Source organism: Methylomonas sp. MK1 (assembly GCF_000365425.1).
GTDB lineage: Bacteria > Pseudomonadota > Gammaproteobacteria > Methylococcales > Methylomonadaceae > Methylomonas.
Map to the genome: position 1 here is coordinate 199414 of NZ_AQOV01000002.1, position 23857 is coordinate 223270.

Annotated in this window: 25 protein-coding genes; 5 read left to right on the forward strand and 20 right to left on the reverse strand. The window is 51.5% G+C overall.

What is annotated here, in order from left to right; all coding sequences use genetic code 11:
• From G006_RS0117770 to G006_RS27210, 3 genes are all read right to left on the reverse strand, one after another.
• A complete protein-coding gene (locus tag G006_RS0117770) occupies nt 1–420 on the reverse strand; it encodes a hypothetical protein (RefSeq protein WP_020484574.1) in 420 nt (139 codons plus the stop codon).
• A 141-nt stretch (nt 421–561) separates the two neighbouring features.
• Nucleotides 562–1194, reverse strand: coding sequence for a response regulator (locus G006_RS0117775; RefSeq protein ID WP_020484575.1), 633 nt, complete (start codon nt 1192–1194; stop codon nt 562–564).
• On the reverse strand, nt 1191–3776 hold the full coding sequence (locus tag G006_RS27210; RefSeq protein ID WP_020484576.1) for a PAS domain-containing sensor histidine kinase: 2586 nt from the start codon (nt 3774–3776) through the stop codon (nt 1191–1193). The genes G006_RS0117775 and G006_RS27210 overlap by 4 nt, the downstream gene beginning before the upstream one ends.
• Nucleotides 3777–3964: 188 nt before the next feature.
• On the opposite strand from G006_RS27210, the gene G006_RS0117785 reads away from it, so the two are divergent.
• The gene (locus G006_RS0117785; RefSeq protein WP_026147140.1) at nt 3965–5122 is read left to right on the forward strand and encodes a PilT/PilU family type 4a pilus ATPase; all 1158 of its coding nucleotides are present in this window, start codon (nt 3965–3967) and stop codon (nt 5120–5122) included.
• Nucleotides 5123–5357: 235 nt separating this feature from the next.
• On the opposite strand, the gene G006_RS0117790 is transcribed toward G006_RS0117785, so the two are convergent.
• The 5 genes from G006_RS0117790 to G006_RS29215 all read right to left on the reverse strand — a co-directional run bounded on the left by G006_RS0117790 (nt 5358) and on the right by G006_RS29215 (nt 7576).
• Nucleotides 5358–5681, reverse strand: a complete 324-nt coding sequence (locus tag G006_RS0117790; protein ID WP_020484578.1) for a hypothetical protein — start codon at nt 5679–5681, stop codon at nt 5358–5360.
• Between the two features lie 48 nt (nt 5682–5729).
• Nucleotides 5730–5879, reverse strand: a complete 150-nt coding sequence (locus tag G006_RS28915) for a hypothetical protein (protein WP_165385910.1) — start codon at nt 5877–5879, stop codon at nt 5730–5732.
• Between the two features lie 9 nt (nt 5880–5888).
• Nucleotides 5889–6518, reverse strand: coding sequence for a transcriptional repressor LexA (gene lexA, locus G006_RS0117800; protein WP_020484580.1), 630 nt, complete (start codon nt 6516–6518; stop codon nt 5889–5891).
• A gap of 405 nt (nt 6519–6923) precedes the next feature.
• Nucleotides 6924–7184, reverse strand: coding sequence for a hypothetical protein (locus G006_RS0117805; protein ID WP_020484581.1), 261 nt, complete (start codon nt 7182–7184; stop codon nt 6924–6926).
• A 185-nt stretch (nt 7185–7369) separates the two neighbouring features.
• On the reverse strand, nt 7370–7576 hold the full coding sequence (locus G006_RS29215) for a winged helix-turn-helix domain-containing protein (protein WP_026147272.1): 207 nt from the start codon (nt 7574–7576) through the stop codon (nt 7370–7372).
• On the opposite strand from G006_RS29215, the gene G006_RS29220 reads away from it, so the two are divergent.
• Nucleotides 7575–7985, forward strand: coding sequence for a hypothetical protein (locus G006_RS29220; protein ID WP_235048886.1), 411 nt, complete (start codon nt 7575–7577; stop codon nt 7983–7985). The two genes, G006_RS29215 and G006_RS29220, sit on opposite strands and share 2 nt — an antisense overlap.
• 118 nt (nt 7986–8103) lie before the next feature.
• Here the strand turns inward: G006_RS29220 and G006_RS0117820 are convergent, their stop codons facing one another.
• The 4 genes from G006_RS0117820 to hisC form a co-directional block, all read right to left on the reverse strand.
• Nucleotides 8104–8826: a cytochrome c1 gene (locus G006_RS0117820; protein ID WP_020484583.1), complete on the reverse strand. Its 723-nt coding sequence runs from the start codon at nt 8824–8826 to the stop codon at nt 8104–8106.
• Between the two features lie 3 nt (nt 8827–8829).
• Nucleotides 8830–10227: a cytochrome b gene (locus G006_RS0117825; RefSeq protein ID WP_020484584.1), complete on the reverse strand. Its 1398-nt coding sequence runs from the start codon at nt 10225–10227 to the stop codon at nt 8830–8832.
• Nucleotides 10224–10823 (reverse strand): ubiquinol-cytochrome c reductase iron-sulfur subunit, encoded by a 600-nt coding sequence (gene petA / locus G006_RS0117830; RefSeq protein ID WP_020484585.1) that lies wholly within the window; start codon nt 10821–10823, stop codon nt 10224–10226. The genes G006_RS0117825 and petA overlap by 4 nt, the downstream gene beginning before the upstream one ends.
• A 148-nt stretch (nt 10824–10971) precedes the next feature.
• A complete protein-coding gene (gene hisC / locus G006_RS0117835; RefSeq protein WP_020484586.1) occupies nt 10972–12051 on the reverse strand; it encodes a histidinol-phosphate transaminase in 1080 nt (359 codons plus the stop codon).
• Nucleotides 12052–12633: 582 nt separating this feature from the next.
• Here hisC and G006_RS0117840 point away from each other — a divergent pair.
• Nucleotides 12634–14808 (forward strand): glutamine synthetase III family protein, encoded by a 2175-nt coding sequence (locus G006_RS0117840; protein ID WP_020484587.1) that lies wholly within the window; start codon nt 12634–12636, stop codon nt 14806–14808.
• 96 nt (nt 14809–14904) lie between these two features.
• Here the strand turns inward: G006_RS0117840 and fae are convergent, their stop codons facing one another.
• From fae to G006_RS28670, 6 genes are all read right to left on the reverse strand, one after another.
• Nucleotides 14905–15456 (reverse strand): formaldehyde-activating enzyme, encoded by a 552-nt coding sequence (gene fae, locus G006_RS0117845; RefSeq protein WP_020484588.1) that lies wholly within the window; start codon nt 15454–15456, stop codon nt 14905–14907.
• Between the two features lie 272 nt (nt 15457–15728).
• The gene (locus G006_RS0117850) at nt 15729–16175 is read right to left on the reverse strand and encodes an ankyrin repeat domain-containing protein (protein WP_020484589.1); all 447 of its coding nucleotides are present in this window, start codon (nt 16173–16175) and stop codon (nt 15729–15731) included.
• 15 nt (nt 16176–16190) lie between these two features.
• Nucleotides 16191–16871: a hypothetical protein gene (locus G006_RS0117855; RefSeq protein WP_020484590.1), complete on the reverse strand. Its 681-nt coding sequence runs from the start codon at nt 16869–16871 to the stop codon at nt 16191–16193.
• Nucleotides 16858–17640, reverse strand: coding sequence for a 4Fe4S-binding leucine-rich repeat protein (locus G006_RS0117860; RefSeq protein ID WP_020484591.1), 783 nt, complete (start codon nt 17638–17640; stop codon nt 16858–16860). Before G006_RS0117860 ends, G006_RS0117855 begins: the two co-directional genes overlap by 14 nt.
• Nucleotides 17641–18195 (reverse strand): flavodoxin, encoded by a 555-nt coding sequence (locus G006_RS0117865; protein ID WP_020484592.1) that lies wholly within the window; start codon nt 18193–18195, stop codon nt 17641–17643.
• Entirely contained in the window at nt 18192–18362 is a 171-nt protein-coding gene (locus G006_RS28670) for a hypothetical protein (RefSeq protein ID WP_020484593.1), read from the reverse strand. Before G006_RS28670 ends, G006_RS0117865 begins: the two co-directional genes overlap by 4 nt.
• Before the next feature lie 273 nt (nt 18363–18635).
• On the opposite strand from G006_RS28670, the gene G006_RS0117875 reads away from it, so the two are divergent.
• Both G006_RS0117875 and G006_RS0117880 read left to right on the forward strand, forming a co-directional pair.
• Nucleotides 18636–19634, forward strand: a complete 999-nt coding sequence (locus G006_RS0117875) for a hypothetical protein (protein ID WP_020484594.1) — start codon at nt 18636–18638, stop codon at nt 19632–19634.
• 179 nt (nt 19635–19813) lie between these two features.
• Nucleotides 19814–20191: a hypothetical protein gene (locus G006_RS0117880; protein ID WP_020484595.1), complete on the forward strand. Its 378-nt coding sequence runs from the start codon at nt 19814–19816 to the stop codon at nt 20189–20191.
• 135 nt (nt 20192–20326) lie between these two features.
• On the opposite strand, the gene G006_RS25875 is transcribed toward G006_RS0117880, so the two are convergent.
• On the reverse strand, nt 20327–22750 hold the full coding sequence (locus tag G006_RS25875; protein WP_020484596.1) for a sensor domain-containing protein: 2424 nt from the start codon (nt 22748–22750) through the stop codon (nt 20327–20329).
• A gap of 117 nt (nt 22751–22867) precedes the next feature.
• A complete protein-coding gene (gene glk, locus G006_RS0117890) occupies nt 22868–23851 on the reverse strand; it encodes a glucokinase (protein WP_020484597.1) in 984 nt (327 codons plus the stop codon).
• Nucleotides 23852–23857: the final 6 nt, after the last annotated feature.

Below are 23857 nucleotides of genomic sequence, written 5' to 3' on the forward strand. Positions count from 1 at the left end.
CTAATTTTCCAGCACGGTTTGGTCCGGACGTGAACGTGGACGGGTTTTGTGTATCGGACAATCTTTGGCTAAGCCCGGTTTTGTGCGCTCCAGGCAGTCATGGCAGGCGGCGCGAACGAATGGTGTGTGTTTGCTGAAGTATTTATCGAATATGCCGGTATCGAAAACCTGATGTACGTCGCCGCCACAGCCTTGCAGATTCAGTTCGACGCCGGCCTGCATCCAGTCGCAGATTAGCGAGATGGTGGCAATGCCGCACATATTGAATGTAGGGATGTTCTCGAGCGTTATCCTGGCGCTGGCGCGCGGATTGATTTTGGCGTGGGCCTTGCATGACGCCAGCAATTTATGGCATTTTGCAAACTCCAACGTGTTACGGATAGTCACCTCAAACAATTCACCTGTTACCGATACTTGCATAGATGAACCCCGATGCATTCAAAATTTTGGATTCTGCATCATATGTAAATGTGGATCGTCTGAATATCAGTCAATCTGAAATTCCAGGCAAGTAAAAATGTAATTTTGTGTAGGCATATTCCTGATATTGTAGGTAAATGACTACATGTTTAGGCGGTGTGCATCATAGTAGCGGATCAATTCGGCGTTATTGCTGATGTGCAATTTTTCAAACAGCCGGGCTTTGTATGTACTGACAGTCTTGTTGCTGATTGCCAGGTCCCTGCCGATGTCGTTCAGGCTTTGGCCCTTGGCCAGTAACTGCAAGATTTGAAACTCGCGCTCGGATAGTTTTTCATGCGGTTTGCTTAGCTCGGAGCTCTCGAATTCAAAGACCATTTTTTCGGCGAGTTTAGGGTCTATAAAACGGCCGCCGCCGGCGACCCGGCGGATGGCAATCAGTAAGGTTTCCGGATCGTTATCCTTGGTTAGATAGCCATTCGCACCGGTTTTCAAAGCGCGTGAGACGATTTGTAATTCGTTGTGCATGCTCAAAATCAGGATGGGCAATGCCGGATATTGGCCGCGAATCCGGCTGATCATTTCCACGCCGCCGAGATCGGGCATGGTCAGATCCAGTAACACCAGATCAACAGAATTTTCATCGAGAAAACTCAACAATTGCTGGCTGTTTTCGGCTTCGCCGACCACGGTAATATCGGTGGAGAGTGCGAATAGTTGTTTGAGACCGCCTCGCACAATGGCATGGTCGTCGGCAATGATTAGTCGGATCATAGTTCTGGTCTTTTAGGGTTAGCTGGGATACGTACCTGGATAGAGGTACCTTGGCCCGGGACACTGGATATAGTGGTTTCTCCGCCCAACATCAAGGAGCGTTCCCGTATGCCGATCAGGCCAAAAGATTTGGTCTTAGTGGGGGCATTCGCGTCGAAACCACGACCATTATCGTAAATTTCCAGGCAATAGTGGTCCTTCTCCAAATTGACGGCAATTTTTACCGTGCTGGCTGCCGCATGTCGCAGCACATTGGTCAGCGATTCTTGGGCGATCCGAAAAATCACGATTGCACATTCCTCGTCCATATCGAAATCATCTTCCGGATACAACAGATCGCACTGAATCCCGGATTGTTCCGCGAATTTCCTTACCAGCCACTCCAAAGCCGGCACTATCCCCATTTCTATCGCCGAGGGACGTAACGAGGTCGCCACATCGCGGGTAACCTGGATGGTTTGGTCCAGTAATTCCATGATGTTGCGGATTTGTTCGGCCAGTCCCCGGTTGTTAATTGCGAATTTCATGCGAAGCAGCGACATTTCCATGCGCAGGGCCGTCAACATTTGTCCCAGTTCGTCGTGAACTTCGCGGGCCATGTGCTTGCGTTCTTCTTCGCGGGCCTTTTCCCGGCGGGCGGCCAGTTGCCGCAATTGTAAGCGGGATGATTCCAGGTCTTTTTCTATTACTTTCAGCTCGGTGATGTCCTGCGATGTGCCTATGCCGCGCACGAAACTGCCATCCCCGGCAAATACAAGATCGGCGCGTTCCCTAAGCCATTTTATCTTACCGTTCGCCACGATACGGTGTTGGATATCGTAAGGCGCACCACGCATGGCAGCCTGCCAGGCTTGGTGCACGTAATGACGGTCAGCCGGATGGACACATTCCATGAAGCGCTCGTAGCTTATAGGCGTGCCTAAAGGCATGCCGAAAATTCGGTAATTTTCGTCAGACCATTTCAGAGAACTGTCGCCAATGTACAAGGACCAACTGCCTAAATGCGCCTGGGCTTGGGCGTGAGCCAGATGCGCTTCGCTTTCGCGCAACGCATTTTCGATCAACTTAAAATTGCTGACATCCATGTTAACCCCGACGATTTTTTGCCTGCCGCTCTTGGGATCGCCGGCTATGATGGCTGAAGCCTGAATGAAGCGTAATGCGCCGTCGCTCTTCCGGCGAATCCTAAACTCCCAATGCTTTTCCTGTTGGTCTCGAATTAACTTGCGTAGTGTGGCTTCAGTGCGCGGTAAGTCTTCGACCACTACCAAGGTAGCCCAGGTCTGGTAGTCTATGGGCGTTCCCACGGGAATGCCGAACATCTCGTACATGCGTTCATCCCAATCCCCGACGCCCAACGCCAGATCCCACTCGCAAATGCCGATTGCAGCGGCTTTGGTGGCCAGGCCCAAGCGCTCACTGTAATTGCGAAGTCGCTCTTCCGCGCTCCGACTTTCGGTTATGTCGCGCGCCAGACCGATGGTGCCCAGCACATCGTCTTTATCGTCGATGATGGGCGCTTTGATCGTTTCAGTCCAAGTCTCTCGCCCAGCATCGAAAGCTCTCTCGGTCAGCGATACTTGTTGCCGAGTCAGCATCACTTCTTGGTCAACCGCGCGATAATGCTCGGCCAGGCTTTCCGGCCAGATATCGAAATCAGTCACATCTTCTGAATCACGCAGACTGTCGATGCCCACGGCGGTTAGCCAATGTTTGTTGGCTTGAATATATTTCCCGTTTTTGTCCTTCATCCAGGCCAAGAATGGCAGGCTATCGTACATCGCACGCAGACGGGCTTCCGACTCGCTGATGCGTTTTTGCGCGGATTTCAATGCGGTGATGTCGGTCACCAAGACGAAAAATCCTTTCACTTGCCCTACCGCGCCATCCGGCAAATAGGCGGCTTGCGTATGCCGAGCTGCGCCCGCGAAATTGACGATGGTGCGCTCAAAATACTGTGGTTCTCCTTTCAGCACGGCATCTATAAACGGCTTATTCAGCGTGTATAGTTCATCGCCGATGACTTCGCGAATATGTTTGCCGAGCAAGTTTTCGGAGGTAAAGCCGAACCATTCCTCATAGGCTTTGTTGCCAAATTTGTTGATAAGATTTTTGTCCCAGTAGCCGATCATCGCCGGCATATGGTTGAGTACGGAACGCAAATTCTGTTGGTGCTCTAAAACTTCGGCCGCCTTCTCCGGGTTATTTGGCAACGAGGTATCCGAAAGTATTGTTAGCCATGCCGATATAGTGCCATGCCGGTCCGCTAGACCTCGACCGCTGACGCTGACGCGGACATCGCTGCCGTCTGCGCGTCTTACGGTTAATTCGATAGCTTCCGCCATGCCTGGGCCAACGGGCTTGAAACACGGTAAAAGCGCAACGGGAAAAGGCGTGTTACCGTCCGCGGAAAAAAGGTAATGTTGATTCTGCCAATCGGCTGTTGAGCCAATCCCCAGCAAAAGTTCGGCGGAGCGGTTGACGCAGATGATTTGGTGCGTCGTGTCGAAAACGATGACGGCTTCTTTAATACTGTCGATGATCCCGTACAGCAAGTCGGTTTCATGTTCAAAATTACTCAAGTTGAGTCGGCGGTTTGGCATCTCGACGAATTAGCAATGGTTTGGGAATGCAAGCATAAACGAGCTATGACATTTTTCGGCAAAGAAATTAGCGGGCATTCTCGGGCAGCCGAGGGAATACCGTCCCGGCTTCACTTGTCGGCGGATTGGCCTACACTTTGGGCATTATCAATTCGAGAGTCGCCCGCATGGAATTTAAAGACTATCTAAAAATCCTCGTCCAACACGATGGTTCGGACCTGTATCTGACGGCGGGGGCTCCGCCGGCGGCCAAGTTCCAAGGCAGCTTAAAACCGCTGGAAAACGTCAAACTTAGTCGTGAACGCATCAAGGAAATTGCCGACGGCATCATGGACGCCGAGCAGCGCGCCGCCTTTGAACATGTGCCGGAAATGAATCTGGCCATTACTGAAGAAGGAATCGGGCGGTTTCGGGTGAATATCTTTAAACAGCGCAATTGCCACGCCTTGGTGATCCGCAACATCAAGGTCGATATTCCCAGTGCCGACGCCTTGGGCTTGCCGCAAATCCTGAAAGATAAAATCATGGAAAAGCGCGGGCTGATTTTGTTCGTCGGCGGCACCGGTTCCGGTAAATCGACATCCTTAGCGGCCTTGATAGATTATCGCAACAGCAACTCATCCGGGCATATCATCACCATCGAAGATCCTATCGAGTTTGTACATCCGCATAAAAAATCCTTGGTAAATCAGCGCGAAGTCGGCGTCGATACCCTTAGTTATGAAGACGCATTGAAAAACACCTTGCGGCAGGCGCCGGATGTGATTCTGATCGGCGAAATTCGCAGTCAGGAGACCATGGAGCATGCCTTGGCTTTTGCGGAAACCGGCCATCTGTGCTTGTCCACGTTACACGCCAATAATGCGAATCAGGCCTTGGATCGTATCATCAACTTTTTCCCGGAAGAACGTCGTCCGCAGTTGCTGATGGACTTGTCCTTGAATCTGCAAGCGTTTATTTCGCAACGTCTGGTACCCACCGTCGAAGGCAAACGGGTGGCGGCTATCGAAATTTTGCTGGGTACTAAATTGGTTAGCGATTTAATCCATAAAGGCGATATTCACGCCATCAAGGAAGCGATGGAAAAATCCGAAAATATCGGCATGCAGACTTTTGACAGCCATTTACTCAAGCTCTACAAAGGCGGGGTGATCACCTTGGAGGAGGCCTTGCGCAACTCGGATTCGCCGAACAATTTAAAACTGAAAATCAATTTGAGCGAAGGTTTGGGGTCGGCGACCAAAAAGCCCAGTTCTCTGGCTGGCAGTCTTGCTTTGGAAGAAATCACCAAGAAAGAGGGTGATGAGGAAAGTGAGGGACATTAAGGAAATTCCAACGAATGTCCCAAACATCTTTGCTTTGTCGTACAACGAAAGCGGGACGCCGGTAAATTCAAAAAACTGGATTTCCTATTGTGGGAATGACGGGGCTATCAAAACATAAAAACGGACGATGGACCATTTTGCAAGCGAGTGGCAATCGATAGATTTCATTTGGATCAGCTATCGTATTCCCCATGGAATCAGCTTGTTCATAGATCCTAAAACTGTTTTGAACAGGCTAGGATAAGTCTGCGACGCTGAGGATCCTATAAACCTCGTAGGCTGGCTGCTGATAAGGATGGCAAGCCAGCAAGGTTTGCACCACCGTTTTAATTAAATCATCGGCGCAGACCATTTCTATCTTATATTCGGCGACCTGCTGAATTTCACCGATACTGCCCAGATAAGGGTGGCTACCGGCGAGAGGCCGGAATTGGCCCTCGCCCAGCACTTGCCAGGCACAACTGTCGTAATCGCCGATACGCCCGGCGCCTTGCTCGAACAACGCTTGTTTTAGCTGTTCTGCATGGCTGACCGGCACATAAAAACTCAGTTTATACATAGTGCCGGATGCCAGGTGACCATGCCAAGCAGGTTATGGTTACGAACATCAGCCGGTAGCCAGTAAAAACACGCCCCACAGCACCACAACCAGCGTAATTTCCTCGATCATGTTGATGGCGGCCTGTCGGTCCGCTCTGTTCAGCATGGCTGTTTGATTGGCTTTTTGATCGCGCATATGAACGGATTGATGAAGCATAATCTCCTCCTAGTGGTGGTTGGTATAGCTACGCATTTGTCCGACTAATACCCCTTGTATTTCCACTTGCTCGGGCCGGTAACGCATGGCCTGCATTGAGGAATTGGCGGGAATTAGCAGGGTTTCGTGTGGGTACTGCTCGATAAATTTCAATGTTGCTTCGGCTTTTTCAACTAATGCAACGACGATTTCGCCGTTACGGGCATGGCTGCGTTGTTCGATGATGACCCAGTCGCCGTCGAAGATGCCTTCTTCCTGCATCGAATCTCCCTTTACTTTCAGGACATAACAAGGGTTCTCGGTTTTCAATTCTTCCGGCACAGCCATATAAGAAATGTTTTCGATGGCTTCTATCGGTCTGCCGGCGGCTATGGTGCCGACAAAAGGCAGCATGCCGGATGCCACGGTTTTGTTGACCAGCGATTTGGCGTGTTCGGTCAGGCGAATGCCGCGTTGCTTGCGCTCCGGTGCTTCAATCAAATTGGCGTCGATCAGTGCCTTGATCTGGCTGTGCAATGAACCGCGCGATTTCAAACCCATCGCCGCGCACAATTCTTCCAGTGTCGGCGGATGACTGAATAGCTCCTGATTTTGTAGCAGGAAGTCGAAAATTTCTTGTTGCTTACGGGTAAGTGTCATGTTTGTTCTGCATTTGTTTTGTAAAAGCATACAATGAAAACAAATGCAGAACAAATAATTTTTTCAGGTTGCCGGAAAAATTTGCTACTGGTGGGTTGCTGTGGATCAGGAGCGACGAAAAACAGGCTTTTCGAAGAGGCTATTTTTTAACCTGGCCCTTATATTTCCGGTGGCCGTCATACCCGTGAAAGCGGGAATCCAATTTAGCAACTGGGCTCCCGCCTTTACGGGGGCGAGCTTATTTAGTAGTGTGGTTAATAGCCGTTGCGTAAGGTCCAGTGAGACTGAAGCCGGTCATTCTGCAAAAATCAGGCATTTTCGGATGTTATTGCCGCGCTGGGAAACGGAAGTAGAAAGCCGTTACCAGCGTTCCAACGGGGCGGACTGGGCGTTTTATCGAAAGTGTTATTTGCTTGCGTCAGTGACGCATTTCTTGGTGAAGCTATTCTTCGCAGCGCCTTTCAAGTTTTTCTCGGCAGCTTTTGCATCGCAGCCGGCTTTAGCGGCAGTGATTTTGGCGTCTTTCTCGCATTTTTTAAGAAAGCTATTTTTGGCGGCGCCAGCCAGCTTTTTTTCAGTAGCCTTGGCTTCGCAAGCTGCGTCGGCTGCATACGCCGTTTGGCTCAAGAAAAATAAAGCTACTATTGCCAAAATAATGTTTTTCATTAGGTATTCTCCGAATAGATTAATAGAGCGCTTATTCTGTAGTTGCTGAGGTTTGGATGGCTCTCGCAATTGACCCCTCTGTTGCTTGCCGTTTACCGCAAGAGGTCTTTATGCCCCAACAATCGTTATTTTCAACGCAAGCGGCTAAGTGTCGCGTGATGAACGATTTTCTCAACAGTAAAATGCTAGCCCTTCAGCACTATGGTTTCGACGTGGTCTCCGCCTCTGGCCGACAGCGTGATTTTGTCTTCCTGAGCCAACCAACCGATACTTCTTTGAATGATGGCCTCTTCCTCCGGCAGTACATAAACTAATTTGGCAACCGGTGTCGCGCCGTTTTCAGCCAAATGATGCCAGATAACCCCAGCGGTCAAACCTATGCGTTCGTGCATGGAAATTACGATTGGCGCGGTTTCACTTGGCTCTGCTTCCACAGTAGGCTCTACTTTAGCGGCTTTGGGCTTTGGATTAGCTTTTTTCGCGGCTGCTTTAACAGTGGGCGCCGGGGCTTTTTCGGTACTTTCCGGGGCAGTCGGTGCTTCAGTAGCTGTTTTTACGGCTTTAGGCGTTGTAGTTGCTTTGGGTTTAGCTTTGGTTTTGCCCGGTGCGGTGGACGTTTCTTGTGCTGTTTTAACGGCAACGGGTTTGGTAGGGGATTTTTTAGTCGCTTTCGCTGGAGCAGGCTTTTCAGTGGCAGAGACTGGCGTTTCAGATGTTGGCGTAGTTTTTTTCATATTGGCTTTCAGACGGTCAAGGGTAGAGTTGTTTCCAGCATTCGGGCTTAGCGTATTCCGTTACTGAGAGTTTAATCGAGATTTTAACCGGATTTACAAATCGATTGCTTGTTAAACAAACGGCCATAAAAAAACCGGTATCAGCTTAGCCGATACCGGTTTGATATTACGAGCCCAAGCTGTGTTTAGTGTACGTCTTTCCAGTACTCTTTTTTCAACAGATAGGCTAGTGCGATAAACATCAGGATAAAGAACAACACGTATTTACCCATTTGTTGTCTTTCCAGTTGCACCGGTTCGCCGACGTAAACCAGGAAATTGACCAGGTCGTTGACCATTTTGTCGAATTCCTGAGGTGTCATTTGCCCCGGTTGTTCCAGTTTCAGACCGGTAATGACGTCATGCCCGTCGATTTTCTGCGTAATCGCCGATTGCGTACCTTGCAATTGCCAGAACACGTTGGGCATACCAACATCAGGGAACACGACATTGTTAACGCCCAAAGGTGCTTTTCCGGGCTCGGCATAGAAGCTGCGCAGGTAGGTATACAACCAGTCGGCGCCGCGCGAGCGGGCAATCAGCGACAAATCCGGCGGCGTGGTGCCGAACCATTTTTCCGCATCGTGCGCGTTCATCGCCGAATGCATCTGATCGTAGATGCCGGCCCCAAAAGGTGCCACTACTTTCAGAACTTCCGCTTCATCCAGCTTCAAATCTATGGCAATCCGTTTGTAGCGAATGTGTTTTGCCGAATGGCAGCCTAGGCAGTAGGTGACGTAATATTTCGCGCCGCGCTCCATCGCCATGGTGTCGCTTAAGTCGATGTCGGCGCTGTCGAGTTTGACGCCACCGCTGGCCAGAACGTTGAAAGGCAGCAAAAACAAAAGAGTGTAGAGTATCTTTTTCATGGCTTAATCCAGGCTCTTTTTCAGGTTTTTTGCAAAACGAATCAGTACGGCTGAGATGCCGGACCAGTTCGGCCTTTTCTTGGCGATAGTACCGCCGATATTGTCGGGAACTTGCTGTACCTCAACGACTTCATCGACTAAGGCCAGCAGAGCCGGAATGCGATCTTCCAGGCTCGGCTGGTCGGTCAGGCGATTCGGTACCGGTTTGGTTTTTTCCCAGCGTGTATACAGAGGCATCAACAGGAAAAATCCGAAGTAAACTGCGGTCAATACCCGAGCAACAGTGGTGGCACCTGGCGTAGCAGGTTGAGTTCCCAAATAACCCAAACCGATAAAGGCGACTACAAACAATGCCACGGCTTTTTTGAAGATGCCGCCACGGTAACGGATGGATTTGACCGGGCTACGATCCAGCCAAGGCAGCATGAACAGCACCACAATCGCGCCGCCCATCGCAATCACGCCGGCAAACTTATCCGGTACCGCACGCAAAATGGCGTAGAACGGGGTGAAATACCAGACCGGCGCAATATGTTCCGGGGTTTTCAATGGATCAGCCGGGATAAAGTTGGCGTGCTCCAGAAAGTAGCCGCCCAATTCCGGCATGTAGAAAATCACCGTGGCGAAGAAGAACATGAACACGCCGACGCCGACGATGTCCTTGACGGTGTAGTAAGGGTGGAAAGGAATGCCGTCGACCGGATGTCCCCAAGGGTCTTTTGATTGCTTGATTTCAACGCCGTCAGGGTTGTTGGAACCCACTTCGTGCAAGGCCACGATATGCAGGAACACCAGGATTAACAATACTAGAGGCACGGCGATGACGTGAAACGCGAAAAAGCGGTTCAAGGTGGCGTCGGACACCACATAGTCGCCTCGCACCCACAGCGATAACTCGTCGCCGATCACTGGAATCGCGCTAAATAAGGAGATGATGACCTGGGCGCCCCAGTAAGACATCTGTCCCCAAGGCAGCAGGTAACCCATAAACGCTTCCGCCATCAGGCAGACGAAGATCAGCATGCCGAAGATCCAGATCAGTTCGCGCGGTTGCTTGAACGAGCCATAAATCAAGCCGCGGAACATGTGCAGATAGACCACGATGAAGAACGCCGAGGCGCCGGTGGAGTGCATATAACGCACCAGCCAACCCCAGTTGACGTCGCGCATGATGTATTCGACCGAGTCGAAAGCCAGCTTGGCATCCGGTTTGTAGTTCATGGTCAGTAAAATGCCGGTGATGAACTGATTGACCAGCACCAACAGGGCCAACGAGCCGAAAAAATACCAGATGTTAAAGTTTTTGGGCGCGTAGTAATGCGCCATGTGTTCATTCCACAAATCGGAGAGTGGAAAACGCTCCAGCAGCCATTCGCTGCATTGATTCATTTTTTGCTTCATGCTGGGTTTGCCTCGCTTTCTTCGCCAACGACAATCAGATTGTCTGTTTCATATCGATAAGGCGGTATCTCAAGATTGGTAGGGGCGGGAACGCCGCGATACACACGACCGGCCAGATCGAACCAGGAGCCGTGACACGGGCAAAAGAAACCGCCTTTCCAATCCGGGCCCAAATCGTTAGGGGCAATTTCCGGGCGAAACGTGGGCGAGCAGCCTAAGTGCGTGCACAGGCCGACCGCGACAAAAATTTCCGGTTTAATGGAGCGCAGCGGATTTTTGCTGTTCTGGGGCTGCATGGATTCGTTGGATACCGGGTCAGCCAATTTGCTGTCCAGAGTCGCTAGAGTGGATATGACCTCCGGCGTCCGATTCAAGACCCACACCGGCTTGCCGCGCCAAGCCACACGAATTAGCTGGCCGGGTTCCATCTTGCTGATATCGACATCGACGGGAGCCCCTGCAGCCATGGCTTTGGCGCTGGGCTGCATTTGCGAGAGAAAGGGGACGGCCAAATAGCCGGCACCCACTGCACCAACCACCGACAGTGCCGAGGTCAGAAACTGGCGTTTGGAATGATCGACGCCTTCGTGGTTCATAAGTAACACTCCTGATGATGTGATGTATATCGCGATACATCGATTATTATAATTTTCAGCAAATATACCCTACTGTCCGTGATTATTGAAATTGTTCTTGCGACAGCGCTAGTCAAGGGTTTCAGGCCTTTGCGGATAGTGAGAATCATCACTTTAAAGCAACTGCCAACGCGCTTAGAAAGGCTTGATTTTCTTCCGGTTTCCCGACGGTGACTCGCAGGCAATTGTGTAACAGCCCGCCTTGAGGGGACAGATTCTTGATCAACACGCCTTGCGATTTCAGTGAGGCAAATACGTCGTCTGCGGCTTTGTTAAGCGTACGGAACAGAATGAAGTTAGCGGCACTGGGATAAGGCTGGACATCCGGCATTTCCAGCAAGGCCCGGAAAACCAAAGCCCGTTCTCCGCACAGCGTTTGGGTTTGTTCTAACAGAAACTCGCCATGATCCAACGCAAATCCCACCGTGATTTGGGTCAGGCAATTGATATTGTAAGGTAAGCGGACTTTATGTAACTGCTCCACAATCGCCGAATCGCCGGCCAAAAATCCCAAGCGCAAGCCGGCCAGCCCCAACTTGGAAACGGTGCGCATCACCAGTAAATTAGAATAATGTTCCAGCTCGCCGATAAAGCTGGCGTCGGCAAACGGCGCATACGCTTCGTCGACCACTACCAATCCCGGTGCTAGGCTGAGTATTTCCTTGATGGCTGCGGCATCGAATAAGTTGCCGGTGGGGTTGTTGGGATAGGCGATAAAAATCAAGGCAGGTCGAGATTCGGCAATCGCCGCGCGCATGGCCGGCATGTCCAGTTCAAAACTGTCTGCCAGCAATGGCACGCCTCGGTAACGCAGGCCCAGGCTTTGCGCCACTTGTTTGTACATCACAAATCCGGGTTCCGGTGCCAATACGGCGGCATCGGCGCTTAAAGCCATTAGTAATATTTGAATGATTTCGTCGGAGCCGTTGCCGAGCAGCAAGGCCGCTTGCTCCGGGATACCGTTCGTCCGGCGCAATGCGACGGCCAGTGTCTTGGCTTCCGGGTCCGGGTAGCGGTTGATCGGGCAGGTCTTCAGCGATTCCAACCAGCGTGCTTGAATGTCTTCCGGCCAGCTATAAGGATTTTCCATGGCATCGAGTTTGATGAAGTTGCTGGCATCGGCAACATGGTAGGCCGACATGGAGAGAACTTCGGAGCGGAACAGCGTTTCGAGCGGTTGGGTTGGCATGTAGTCAAACTCTGCGGAATTGGAACGAGCGGCATTGATATTACACCCTAGCAAACTGGGTTGGCCGCGAGGGCAAAAGTCGGCGGGTTTTAACAAAGCGGAGGACGAACGTATAACCTTGAAAACCAGCCTCTTGCGTCCCCGTTGACGCGAGTCGCTCGCTACGGTGCGGGCGTATACGGCGCGTGGATAATAACACTGCTTGCGGGGGGTGGCAAAGGGATTAGGGTGCAGAGCGGGCTGACATGCGGGATTTAAAATTTTCTCATCCCGGTCATCTTTAAAACTGATATGCCGATTAGCCTTCGATTACGATGATGCTTCTCGCGCATAAACGGCGAACCGCCCCAACGGTATTGATTTTTCGCGCACTACGCGCACTAAGTTTGTGCCGTAATTTCCTTATATTGCACTAATACAACTCACGGCCTGTTTCTTCGTTCCGCGTCAGCTGCTCTGCAAGCACCGCAATTTCCCAAAATCCCTGGAGCCGGGCTCACTCCGCTATCACCCCAAGCTTACTGGATTGATTATTGCTGCGGATTGTTTGATCGACATTAACCTTCAAATCAAGGCCAAGCTATGACTGGAAATACCGCGCGCGTGCAAGCTGTTCAAACCATCACTAATCGCCAACCCATGCCGACCAAAATGCCGGCGCCGTTGGCCGGTTTATGGGCCAGCGATGTCTTTACCTTGAGTAAGATGAAGGAATGCTTACCCAAAGAGGTGTTTAAATCCTTAAAAAAAACCATCGAAGCCAGCACCGAGCTGGATGTTTCAATTGCCGATGTGGTGGCCTTGGCGATGAAAGACTGGGCGCTTTCAAAAGGGGCTTTGTATTACGCCCATGTTTTCTATCCCTTGACCAACGCCACCGCCGAAAAACACGACGGTTTTATCTCCGTGCAAAGCGATGGTTCAGTCATTTCCGAGTTCAGCGGCAAAGTATTGGTACAAGGCGAGCCGGACGGCTCATCGTTTCCGAACGGCGGCATTCGGTCCACCTTCGAAGCGCGAGGTTATACCGCTTGGGATGTGACCAGCCCGGCTTATATCATGACCACAGACAACGGCGCGACGCTATGTATCCCCACGGTATTTATTTCCTGGACCGGTGAAGCGCTGGATAAGAAAACCCCCTTGTTACGCGCGAATGCGGCAATGAATAAGGCTGCACAGCGCGTGCTGTCGTTGCTGGGCCATACCGACATTGCCCCGGTGAATTCCAGTTGCGGGGCGGAGCAGGAATATTTCTTGGTCGATGCCAATTTCGTCGCCAACCGCCCGGATTTATTGCTGGCGGGGCGTACTCTGTTCGGCGCATCGGCCGCCAAAGGTCAGCAGTTTGACGATCATTACTTCGGTGCCATACCCGAACGCGTTCAGGTCTATATGCAGGATGTGGAAGAGCAGCTTTATCGCTTGGGGATTCCGGCCAAGACCCGGCATAACGAAGTAGCGCCGGGGCAATTTGAGATAGCGCCGTTTTTTGAATCGGCCAACGTCGCCACCGACCATCAGCAATTGTTGATGACCGTGTTAAAAAACACTGCCAAAAAACATGGCTTGGTGTGTTTGCTGCACGAAAAACCCTTCAAAGGCATCAACGGTTCCGGCAAGCACGTGAACTGGTCGGTCGGCAATGCCACCCAAGGCAATTTGCTTGATCCCGGCCATACGCCGCATTCAAATACTCAGTTCTTGTTGTTTTGCGGCGCGGTGATACGTGGCGTGCATAAATTCGGCCCGCTGTTGCGTGCCGCGATTGCCACGGCCAGTAATGATCATCGCTTAGGTGCGAACGAAGCTCCGCCGGCGATCATGTCGGTATATCTGGGTTCGCAGTTGGACAACGTGTTCGAGCAAATCAGTAATGGCGAGATCACCGGCTCATTAAACGCCGGGGTGATGGATTTGGGCATTAATACGCTGCCGGTGTTTAACAAAGACGCCGGGGATAGAAACCGGACCTCGCCGTTTGCTTTTACCGGCAACCGCTTTGAATTCCGCGCCGTGGGCTCCGGCCAATCGGTCGCCGGGCCCTTGGTGACGATGAATACCATGCTGGCTGACTCGCTGAATTGGGTAGCCGATAGCCTGGAAGGCCAATTAGGCAAAGGCCTTGATTTGGACGCGGCCATTCTGAAAACTTTGAAAGAATTGATCGACGCCCACGGCGCAGTAGTGTTCGGCGGCAACGGCTATTCGGCGGAATGGCACAAAATGGCAGTGGAAGAGCGTGGTTTACGCAATCTCAAAACCGCTGCCGACGCCTTGCCGGTGTTGAAGGAACCCGAGGTGCAAGCCTTATTCGAAACGCTGGGGGTATTGTCACCTGTCGAGCTCGCCAGCCGCTTCGAAATCTACGCAGAGCAATATGTGCTGGCCATTGAGGTAGAAGCCAAATTGGTGATCAGCATGGCCAAAACCGGCATTTATCCGGCCGCAGTGAAATACTTGGCAGATCTTTCTGCCACATTAATCTCGCTTAAAAGCCATGGTGTCGAACTGGGAAACGAGCGTCTAGTTTTAATTGCCGGGCTGCTATCGTCGATGATGGCGACCAGCGATAAACTCAGTGCCGCGCTTGCCAAACATGATTTTGCAACGATTGAAGAACACATGCTGTTCTGCGCCAACACCATCAGGCCTTTGATGGATGAGGTTCGTCAGTATGCCGATGGGCTGGAAGGGGAAATTGCGGATGAGTTGTGGCCGTATCCTACATATCAGGAGATGTTATTCATCAAGTAGGGTTGGCTTGATTGCGGACAGACTTAGGTAGCACATTAACCAAGTAGGTCAGGTTGCCGCGACAGCGGCTACCTGACGATATGCTTAGTTATACGCTTACCACTGCGACTCGCCAGTCTCCGGGTCGTACATTTCGTGGAAGATTTTGTGGCGGTTGGCTATCAGTTCGTCGATGCTCGGCGAATTGCTCATCGCTCTGGAAATCGCCAGTTTCATGGCTTCGTAGTTGGTGCGATACAAATCCTTGCGGTCCAATTCGGGGTTAGTGGCGCAGGAGGGATCTATCCAGATCATGGCGATGATGCACAACTCGTTAGCTTGCAGGCGCGGAATAATGCCGTCGGCGACGCTATCAATCACCGCGTCGGCTACTGCGGACTGTACCGGGCCGCCCAACAAGTTGACGTAAGCCGAGGATTTGATTGTGACCTTAGGCACCATGATGGTGGCCGGACGCACTTGTTGGTTGGTGGCGCGGATCGCAAACATGCGCGTGTGGCCTGCGGTTTGGCCCATCAGATTGGCAAAAGCATGACCGGCCGGGCCTTTGACGTCGCCAATCAGAATTTCCGGCATCGCGTCGGTGCCTTGGCCGTCGCTGGAAAATACGGTGGCTTCGCCGGTTCTAAACCAATAAGAGTCTGACATGGTGCGTCCTCGGAGTATGTTAGGAAAGGCCGCATTCTATGCCCACGCTGGGCTTGCGGCAATAGGCGGGCTTATCCGGCTTGGGGTTTAGATTGGTGGTTAACCATCTCTGTTTATTTGGGGCGGAGTGCTATTGGTGCATGCGATCCTTATGCACTCAGGTAAGGCTGGAGAACTAATAGGTCCCACAGCGAATCCAGTGTAGCCGCTCGTCTCCCGCCTGCGCGGGAGCGAAGCTATTTAAATTCCGAGTAAAAAAATGTCCAGTGGCGCTATGCCTGCGAGGCTTTTACCGCACTGCGCAGCAACTGCAAACATTGGCGATTGGCGGCCAAATCCAGCGCGCTGAAATCGTCCTGCGTACTGAGTAGCGGATCGGCGCCGGCTTCCAGCAATTGCTTGACCACAGCGTGTTTGCCACTGGAGGATGCATAAGTCAGGGCGCTGGCGCCACTGGGATTTTGATAATTAATATCGATGCCGGCCTCTAGCAACAAGCCGATGCAATCGCCCGCTTCGGCAAAACATGCGGCCCACAGCGCGTTGTTGCCGTAAGCGTCCAGCGCGTTAAGATCTGCACCTTGCTCCAGCAGATAGTTCAGTACATCGGCCCGGCCTTGTTGGGCGGACAGAATCAATGGGTGCTTGCCGTGCGGATTGAGGTCCAATTGAAAGCCGTTTTCCAGCAACCAGGCGTCTATTTCGGGAGTAATAGTCATGCGATAGGGTGCGGTTTAGACCAGCGAGGGTCGGTGGAGTAAGGACAGATGGCCGACACCGGCTGTTTTCAATTTGTCGGCCAGCTCGTGACGCGCCAGTTCGCCTTTGCCGCGCAGATACTTCAATTCCCTACCGGTCAGCAAGGTGATGGCGATGAGCTTTATTTCGCCGCCTGCAAGCGTTAAAGTTTTGGCGGGTTCGCTATTAGCCCCCAATAAGGCGCCAATTTGGCCGCGGCCGTCCTTGATGTGATCGATAGCAAATTCCATCGATAGCAGTTCCCCGTTCAATAGCCTTTCGCTTAAACGCGGGAAGCCGGCCAAGGTATGGCTGACTTCGGCGGTCAGCGGAAATAACCAGGTGTCGGCGAATTTGGCGAGCGGTGCGTTCTCGGCGGCGCCGGAATCCGGGCTTTCGATAAACACTTCCAAGCCCAGGCCGGTTTCCGGTCTGTCGCGCTCCACCCAGGGGTCGGATAAGCCATCGGAGATCACGCAGGCGTTTTGGCCATGCCGCGCGGCCAGCCAGGCAGCCCCCGCCGGCCATTCCGGGCCGTCGCTCATCGGGCCCATCAAAGAAGTTAAGGTTGCCAAGTCGGAGCCCAGTCGTTCTTTCAAGGCTTGGTGGCGGGACTCGGTCGCCATCCGCAGGCGGTCCGCATAGGTCAGGCCGACGATGTGTTCAGTCTGCGGCATGCGTTGCCTCCATCGCTAAGGCTTCCCAGCGCTCACGAGCGGTAAAACTGACTTCTTCGTCGGCGTCGTCAAGCATCTGCTTCAGCAGTTCCGGCTCGGCGCGCAGCGCCACTTCATAGCGCACGGTCCAGTCTTCGTCCTTGCTCATCATGGCTAGATCGTCGACTTCCATGCGCTGCGCGACGATACGGCGGATGTTCACTTCTTGATCGTTGGCCATCAAGCCCAAACTCACGCTGGGTATGCGCTCTGCGACGGTGCGGCGCACTTCATTGTCCGGGTCGGCGACTAAACGGAATAGTCGGCCCTTGGGCAAGCGTTTGGCAACGTAAGTGCGTACTAGGTAATCCGGATCGTTGGCCATTAACTCGAGTTGGGTTTCCGGCAGGCGGTCGGCCACCGTGACTCTGACTTCCCGGTCGCTGTCCTGGCTTAATTCCAGCAGCCATTCCACCGGCACACGATAAGCCAGTACCCGGCGCACGGCCTCGTCGGGGTCGGTCAATAAGGGGCGTAAATGATTGGTCGGCAGATACTGGGCCGCAATTGCGCGCCGTTCCCAGAACGGGTCTTGGGTGTAATTTAACGCGTAGACCGGATGCGCTTTGAAAAACCGGTCGATTTGCCGACCGCTTTCCGCTACTACGCAGCGATCACCCGGCTTGCAGGTGCCGGTGGCAAGCAAGGTATCCCGGTAAGCGCAATGGGAGCAGTCGGCCAACGGGGTTAGATCAAATTGATCTTGTTCTGCTAAGGATGAGGCCAACATCTAGGCGGCCTCCGCCAAGACCGGCAACAGCTGCGGCGTGACTTGCGCCAGCCAGACTCTGATGCGCTCGTCGGTCAAATGCGGTTGGCCGCGTTGGTCTAGTACCAGGCCGACGAATTGATCGTCGATCACCGAGTCGGAATGTTCGAAGGTATAGCCTTCCGTGCTCCAGCGGCCGATCATCTCGGCGCCGAATCCGTAGAATACCCGGTAAAGTTGGATCAGGGAGCTGGCGAAGCGCGAGGCGTAGCGTTCTTGATGGCCCAAGCCGAATAGCGCGATCCGTTTGCCGGAGAGATCGACACCATTCAGGGTTGGTACGAACTCTTGCCAGCTGCGCTCCTGGCATCCGGCTCCCAAACCGGGCAAGTCGCCTATGCCGTAGCTGGGAGTACCCAATATCAGCGCGTCGTATTGCAATAGTTCTTCGGGTTTAACCCGATTGATGTTTTTGGGCTTGTCGGCCAGCTCTTCGCCCAACAAACTGAAAATCTTTTTTGCCACTAGCCGGGTGCTGCCGGTATCCGTTCCGAAAAAAATGCCGATTTTGCTCATAAATCACCTGTAATCGAGAGTGCGGGATAAGGCTTGTGCAGCCGTTTTAAGCTTCTCAGCAAATTTTGATCCAGATTTAAAATCAGTCTGCTTGTCTGATTTTTTTGTTTTAGATCAGTTAGATAGGTATTTTTGCCGTATTTTCCGGTTGAGGTCTGTGCAGGCATGTCTACAATTGCAGGACGGTTGGGGTGATTTGTGACATAGCGGCGCGGATTGCCCGTTAGATTGAGGTTGGATTGTTAGCGTCAAAATGCAGCTCTCCAGCGAATGCACGAGGTCCCGTTATGTAGCAGTGAAGTATCTACGGCTATTGCAATAAGCCGGTTTCTCATAAAACGGGATGAGCTAAACGCCTGTTTTAGCGCAAGCTGATTAAGTGGTTATTCTCAATCCAGCCAAGCATATTCATTATCGTACTAAATATTCAAGGACGCCTTATGGCAATTCTGCGCTGTAACAATTGTGCCTATATACGTGAAGTGCCGAATGAACATGTGGGCAAAACGGTTAAATGCCCGGTTTGCGAACAAGCATCGGCAATTCACGATACCGTAGTTTTTGTGAAGAAACTGATCGATAAATACGGCGTGTTGTTGGGTAAATATCGAGAGTTAGAGCAGGCGGGGAGCCCCGTTGCGGAAGTTTTGCGATCCGACACGCGCTTGCTTAAAGTCGAAGACGTGGATTTGCATAATACTGCGGTGATGACCAATAGCATGCAATACAAGCCTATTATCAGCTGGTTTGAGCGTAAGAATGTTCAGGTCGAAGTAAATCATAATGCCTTGGATACGCAAGGTTTTTATGATGAAGTGGCGGTTGAGTTGGGCGATAACTTCCCGGTCTTGCAGGATGTACTGGATAAAATTAGAAAAGCCCAAAGAAATAACTACGCATCGGTAGTTTTGAATTTAAACGATTACAGTCAAAATCAAATTAAAACGATTACCGGATTTTGTAAAAACCTGTACGAATTCTCGTTTGTCGCCAAGTATTTTTATAATAAAAATGAAAAGAGAGTCCATCTAACTTTACAGAGTATGTCGGCCATCGTCGGATTTTTTAATGGTGAATGGTTGGAGTGGTATGTGTTTATGAAATTGCTGAAACACTTCTACGAAAGTAAAGGACTTTTCTCTTGCTTAAGAAACTTTAATATTCAGTTTGCGAATGAAGATAAATATGAAGTGGATGTGTTTTTTCTAATTAATGGGCGTATACCGGTATTTATAGAGTGTAAATCCGGAGAATTTCGTTCCTTTATCGAAAAATACTGCAAAATGCGGCGCAGACTGGATATCGCCAAGGAAAACTTTCTGTTACTGGTCTTGGGTGTTAGTGATGAGCAGGTGTTGGGGCTAACCAAAATGTACGATATTACCTTCGTCAATGAGACGGGGTTTATCAAGCACATTGCCGGGCTGACGGTGCAATAATCAATACCGTTTTTAGCTTGTGGTAATTGAGTTATTTTTCCCTCTTTTGCTGTTATTTCCAGAATCTATGGTAGTATGAAAAGGCTTTGAGCAAGCAACCGGATTAAAATATACAGTCATAAATTTGTAATTTTAATGTGGTTTAAAAAAACACTTAAATATCAATTGATAGGATTTGTATGAACACAGTAAAAAAAACCTTGGCTTCATTTTTAGTGATCGCCGCAGCATTAGTTTCCACATCAGCTAATGCAAACAGCGCTGGCGACGCCAAAGTTCGTGCAGCCGGTGAAGCTACCGTTGCCAAAGTAGAGGAAGCTGTAAGTTTGCTGGAAAAAGGCGACAAAGAAGGCACTTTGAAAGCACTCGGCGACGTTCGTCAGTCACAAAAAGAGTTCCGCTACGAGCAAACCGAGCGTTTGCGTCAAAGAGCTGGTGACAAACTTAAAGTTGCCCGCGATGAGATCGAAAAAGGCGACGCCAACGCCTCAGCTAGCTTGAAAGCTACTCTGGAACTTTACAAAGAAATGATGAAAGTTTACAGCGCCGCTCACTAAGGACGCATCTAATCAATCCAAGCTGGATTGATTAACGGCTGCCACCGGAAGACCTGTTTTCTCGGTGGCTCCCAACTAAATAACACTGTTTTCTCGATGTTTATGCCTATTTGGCACCCCGCAAACATCGACTTTTTAAAGCTTACAATCGGCAAACAATTTCTCAAATTCCTGAGCCGGTAATGGCTTTGCGAACAAATAGCCTTGTCCGAAATCGCAACCTGCCGCAGTAAGCAAATCCCGTTGGCTTGAGGTTTCTATGCCTTCGGCAATCACTTTTATTCCCAGTTTGTGGGCCATCACGATGATTGCCTCGCATAAGGCCATGTCGTCGGAGCCTATCGCCAGATTGCGGACGAAGCTCTGATCAATCTTCAGGTAATCGATGTCGAACTTTTTCAGATAAGACAACGAGGAATAGCCGGTGCCGAAATCATCCAGCGACACCTGAATACCTGCGTCGCGGAACGACAGCAGTTGCTCGGCCACGCTGCTATTGGCATCCAGTAACAGGCCTTCGGTAATTTCGATGACGACGCTTTGCCCGGAAAGACTCAGCGCCTCCAGTGTGTCCAGCCAATCGCGATGACTGTCGCGTTCATTCCGAAACTGGACCGGCGACTTATTGATACTGATCTGGAATTTTTCGTGTATCGATTGCCGCCAGCGGCTGGTTTGTTCGGCGGCTTCCTGAAAAATCCAATTGCCTATACTGCTGATCAAACCGGTTTCTTCGGCAATCGGAATAAAATCCGCCGGGTTGATCAGGCCGCGTGTCGGATGTTGCCAGCGGATCAGTGCTTCCGCTTTCCGCACAGTATTGGTAGCCAGTTCGACGATGGGTTGGTAACACAGATAAAACTGCTGCCCCGCCAAGGCCAGTCGTAGGTCATTGCTTAGCCGTAGCCGCGCCTGCGCGGATTCCTGCATGGTCGGGATGAAGAAACAATATTGATTCCGGCCCTGGCGCTTGGCGGCATACATTGCCTGGTCCGCATGCTTTAACAGAGATTTCAGGTTGTCGGCATCGTCCGGGTAAAAAGCGATGCCGATACTGGTGGAAATATAGGCAATTTCGTTACCCAACTGAAAGCATTCCGTCATTTTGTGCAACAGGTTGCCGGCTATGCGCTCGGCGTTGCCGGGGTCGCCGACATCGCTCAGGATCACAGTAAATTCGTCGCCGCCCAGGCGGGCTACGGTATCGGTCTCCCGCACGCTCGCCAAAATGCGTTGGGCGGCGATTTGCAGCAACTCGTCGCCCATGTCGTGTCCCAGGGTGTCGTTCACTTCCTTGAATAAGTCCAGATCGATAAACAACAGGGCCAGACGCTTATGTTCCCGGTGGGCTTTTTTGATGTCCTGGCTCAGCCGGTCGTAAAACATGCGCCGATTCGGCAATTGGGTTAATGGGTCGAAATTGGCTTGTTGCCAGATCACGCCTTCGGTTTTTTTCTTTTCGGTAATATCGGAAAATAAAGCCACCCGCCGCTGCATGGTCTGCTGAGCATCGAAGATGGTATTGACGGTTAACCACTTGGCATATATCTCGCCGTTCTTACGCTTGTCCCAAATTTCGCCCTGCCAACTGCCCTTGCTTTGAATGGCTTGCCACATGGCTTCGCTGTGGCTGCTGCTGTTTAGAATGTCTATGTGCTTACCGACTACTTCATCGGATTGGTAGCCGGTAATGGTGGTAAACGCGGCGTTGATTGTGAGGATGCGATCATCTGAGTCTGCCAACAACATGGCCTCGCTGCTGTTTTGATAAATCAGTGCGGCCTGTTGTAGGGCTTCTTCGATACGCTTACGTTCGGTAATGTCCCGAGCGATAGCCAAGTTATAGCCGACGTTGGCGTATTCGAAATAATTGGCCACCACTTCCACCGGAAATAGCCTGCCATCCTTGGTTTTGTGGATGGTTTCCAACTTATTCGAACGCTTAATTTTCAGTTCCGCCCAATGCGCGGCCCAGACTTGCCGTGGAAAGCAAGGGTCTACATCAAATACGCTCAACCGCAACAGTTCTTGATGGCTATAGCCCAAAGCCTTGCAAGATTGGTTGTTGACGTAGATGAAGCTGGCATTCTCGGTAATCAAATAAGCGCTGTCGTGCATTTGATCCATGCCAAAGCTTAATTGGGCTAAGCGCCTGCGCGAGGTTTTTTGCTCGGTGATGTCCCGAAAACTCCAAACCCGGCCGGCCGGTTGGCCGTCCAGATATTGTGGTTGGCAATAGCTTTCGATAACGCGGCCGTCTTTAAATTCCAGTTCGCTGGCGTAGCGTTGCTTGGGGTATTTATAAATCTCTTTGATGCGGTTTAGGAAGGCGGTTCGATTTTTTAGGAGTTTCAGGGCATAAGTCAGCGATTTTTCGTCGTCGCCGATCTTTAAAGAACCTGCCGGGATGCCCCAAATCCGCATGAATTGAGGATTGAAGGTGGCGATTTTGCCGAACAGATCGACTACCAATATAGCGTCGGTGCTGGAGTCGAGCGCGGCTTGAAGGATTGATAGCGATTTTTGCAAACTGGCTTGTTTCTGCTTGGATTGGACCATGACTCGGCTACACGTGCTAGCACGTAACTCTAGCAAAGGCTTATTTAAAAGGTTGTTTTATAAGCCTAGCCGATTCCGACAGTGCCGTACCTTTTTATATGGATCAATACCAAATGCTTATTGACCGGCAAAGTAATGCATCGCCCCCAGCAAGGGGGTGCGCGGATTCAAAGCCAACTTAACCGACAATTTGGCGAGCATGGGTTGAAACCGGCCCTTGGCGACAAAAGCCTGGATAAATTCCCCGGATTCCAAAGCCGATCTGATTTTCGGGCCGATACCGCCGCCGATGAATACGCCGCCGGTAGCGAAGGCTTTTAAGGCTAAGTTACCGGCTTCGGCGCCGTAAAGTTCCGCAAACAAGCGCACGGTTTCGCGGCACAAGGGGTCTTCGCCGTCCACGCCCAGGCGGGAAATCAACGCATTACGATCCACACCGCGCGCTTCGGCTGCCGGAGGCACTGCCGGGCAGGGCGGGGCAAAGCGGATGTGCGCCAGAAAATCGTAGATATTGCTGAAGCCGATACCGGACAACACCCGTTCGCAGCTGACATGAGCAGGATAACGGTCGCGCAGATAAGTCAAAAGTTGGTCTTGTTGCGGGTTTTGCGGCGCAAAATCGCAATGACCGCCTTCGGTGGCGATGGGGTGATACTGGTTGCCGTCCCAATGCAGCATCGCTTCGCCGAGACCGGTGCCGGCGGCGATTACGGCGATGTTGCCGGTTTGCGGTTCTGCATTGGGGTTGAGTTCGATGAAGTCCTGGTCTTGCAGATGAAGCATGCCAATCGCCATCGCTTCCAGATCGTTCAACAATTTCACGCGTTCGGTGCTCAAGCGGAGTTTGAGCTGTTCGCCGTCCACCAGCCAGGGCAAATTCGTCGTCTGACAGCGTTGATTGACCACCGGGCCGGCGATGCCGAAACAGGCTGACGACACTATTGGAGTGTCGCTCAGAAACAGATCCAGAATTTCCTCAAAGGTTTGAAACTCGCCGCTGGCAAAGGTTTGTTCTTGTAAACAGCTCAGCGTGCCGTCGGCTTGTCTGTCGAGTAAGGCCAGAACCGTTTTGGTTCCGCCAATGTCGCCGGCTAGAATCATATGCGT

Bases quoted from the DNA above. Each gene is read 5' to 3' on its own strand.
- G006_RS0117770 (WP_020484574.1), bottom strand. From the start codon at position 420: ATGCAAGTATCGGTAACAGGTGAATTGTTTGAGGTGACTATCCGTAAC.
- G006_RS0117850 (WP_020484589.1), bottom strand. From the start codon at position 16,175: ATGACTATTACTCCCGAAATAGACGCCTGGTTGCTGGAAAACGGCTTT.
- G006_RS0117865 (WP_020484592.1), bottom strand. From the start codon at position 18,195: ATGAGCAAAATCGGCATTTTTTTCGGAACGGATACCGGCAGCACCCGG.
- G006_RS28915 (WP_165385910.1), bottom strand. From the start codon at position 5,879: ATGCTTCATCAATCCGTTCATATGCGCGATCAAAAAGCCAATCAAACA.
- G006_RS29220 (WP_235048886.1), top strand. From the start codon at position 7,575: ATGGAAATTACGATTGGCGCGGTTTCACTTGGCTCTGCTTCCACAGTA.
- G006_RS0117880 (WP_020484595.1), top strand. From the start codon at position 19,814: ATGAACACAGTAAAAAAAACCTTGGCTTCATTTTTAGTGATCGCCGCA.
- G006_RS0117775 (WP_020484575.1), bottom strand. From the start codon at position 1,194: ATGATCCGACTAATCATTGCCGACGACCATGCCATTGTGCGAGGCGGT.
- glk (WP_020484597.1), bottom strand. From the start codon at position 23,851: ATGATTCTAGCCGGCGACATTGGCGGAACCAAAACGGTTCTGGCCTTA.
- G006_RS0117855 (WP_020484590.1), bottom strand. From the start codon at position 16,871: ATGCCGCAGACTGAACACATCGTCGGCCTGACCTATGCGGACCGCCTG.
- G006_RS25875 (WP_020484596.1), bottom strand. From the start codon at position 22,750: ATGGTCCAATCCAAGCAGAAACAAGCCAGTTTGCAAAAATCGCTATCA.
- G006_RS29215 (WP_026147272.1), bottom strand. From the start codon at position 7,576: ATGCACGAACGCATAGGTTTGACCGCTGGGGTTATCTGGCATCATTTG.
- G006_RS0117785 (WP_026147140.1), top strand. From the start codon at position 3,965: ATGGAATTTAAAGACTATCTAAAAATCCTCGTCCAACACGATGGTTCG.
- G006_RS0117840 (WP_020484587.1), top strand. From the start codon at position 12,634: ATGACTGGAAATACCGCGCGCGTGCAAGCTGTTCAAACCATCACTAAT.
- fae (WP_020484588.1), bottom strand. From the start codon at position 15,456: ATGTCAGACTCTTATTGGTTTAGAACCGGCGAAGCCACCGTATTTTCC.
- G006_RS0117805 (WP_020484581.1), bottom strand. From the start codon at position 7,184: ATGAAAAACATTATTTTGGCAATAGTAGCTTTATTTTTCTTGAGCCAA.
- G006_RS0117825 (WP_020484584.1), bottom strand. From the start codon at position 10,227: ATGAAGCAAAAAATGAATCAATGCAGCGAATGGCTGCTGGAGCGTTTT.
- petA (WP_020484585.1), bottom strand. From the start codon at position 10,823: ATGAACCACGAAGGCGTCGATCATTCCAAACGCCAGTTTCTGACCTCG.
- G006_RS0117820 (WP_020484583.1), bottom strand. From the start codon at position 8,826: ATGAAAAAGATACTCTACACTCTTTTGTTTTTGCTGCCTTTCAACGTT.
- G006_RS0117790 (WP_020484578.1), bottom strand. From the start codon at position 5,681: ATGTATAAACTGAGTTTTTATGTGCCGGTCAGCCATGCAGAACAGCTA.
- lexA (WP_020484580.1), bottom strand. From the start codon at position 6,518: ATGACACTTACCCGTAAGCAACAAGAAATTTTCGACTTCCTGCTACAA.
- G006_RS0117875 (WP_020484594.1), top strand. From the start codon at position 18,636: ATGGCAATTCTGCGCTGTAACAATTGTGCCTATATACGTGAAGTGCCG.
- G006_RS28670 (WP_020484593.1), bottom strand. From the start codon at position 18,362: ATGCCTGCACAGACCTCAACCGGAAAATACGGCAAAAATACCTATCTA.
- G006_RS0117860 (WP_020484591.1), bottom strand. From the start codon at position 17,640: ATGTTGGCCTCATCCTTAGCAGAACAAGATCAATTTGATCTAACCCCG.
- hisC (WP_020484586.1), bottom strand. From the start codon at position 12,051: ATGCCAACCCAACCGCTCGAAACGCTGTTCCGCTCCGAAGTTCTCTCC.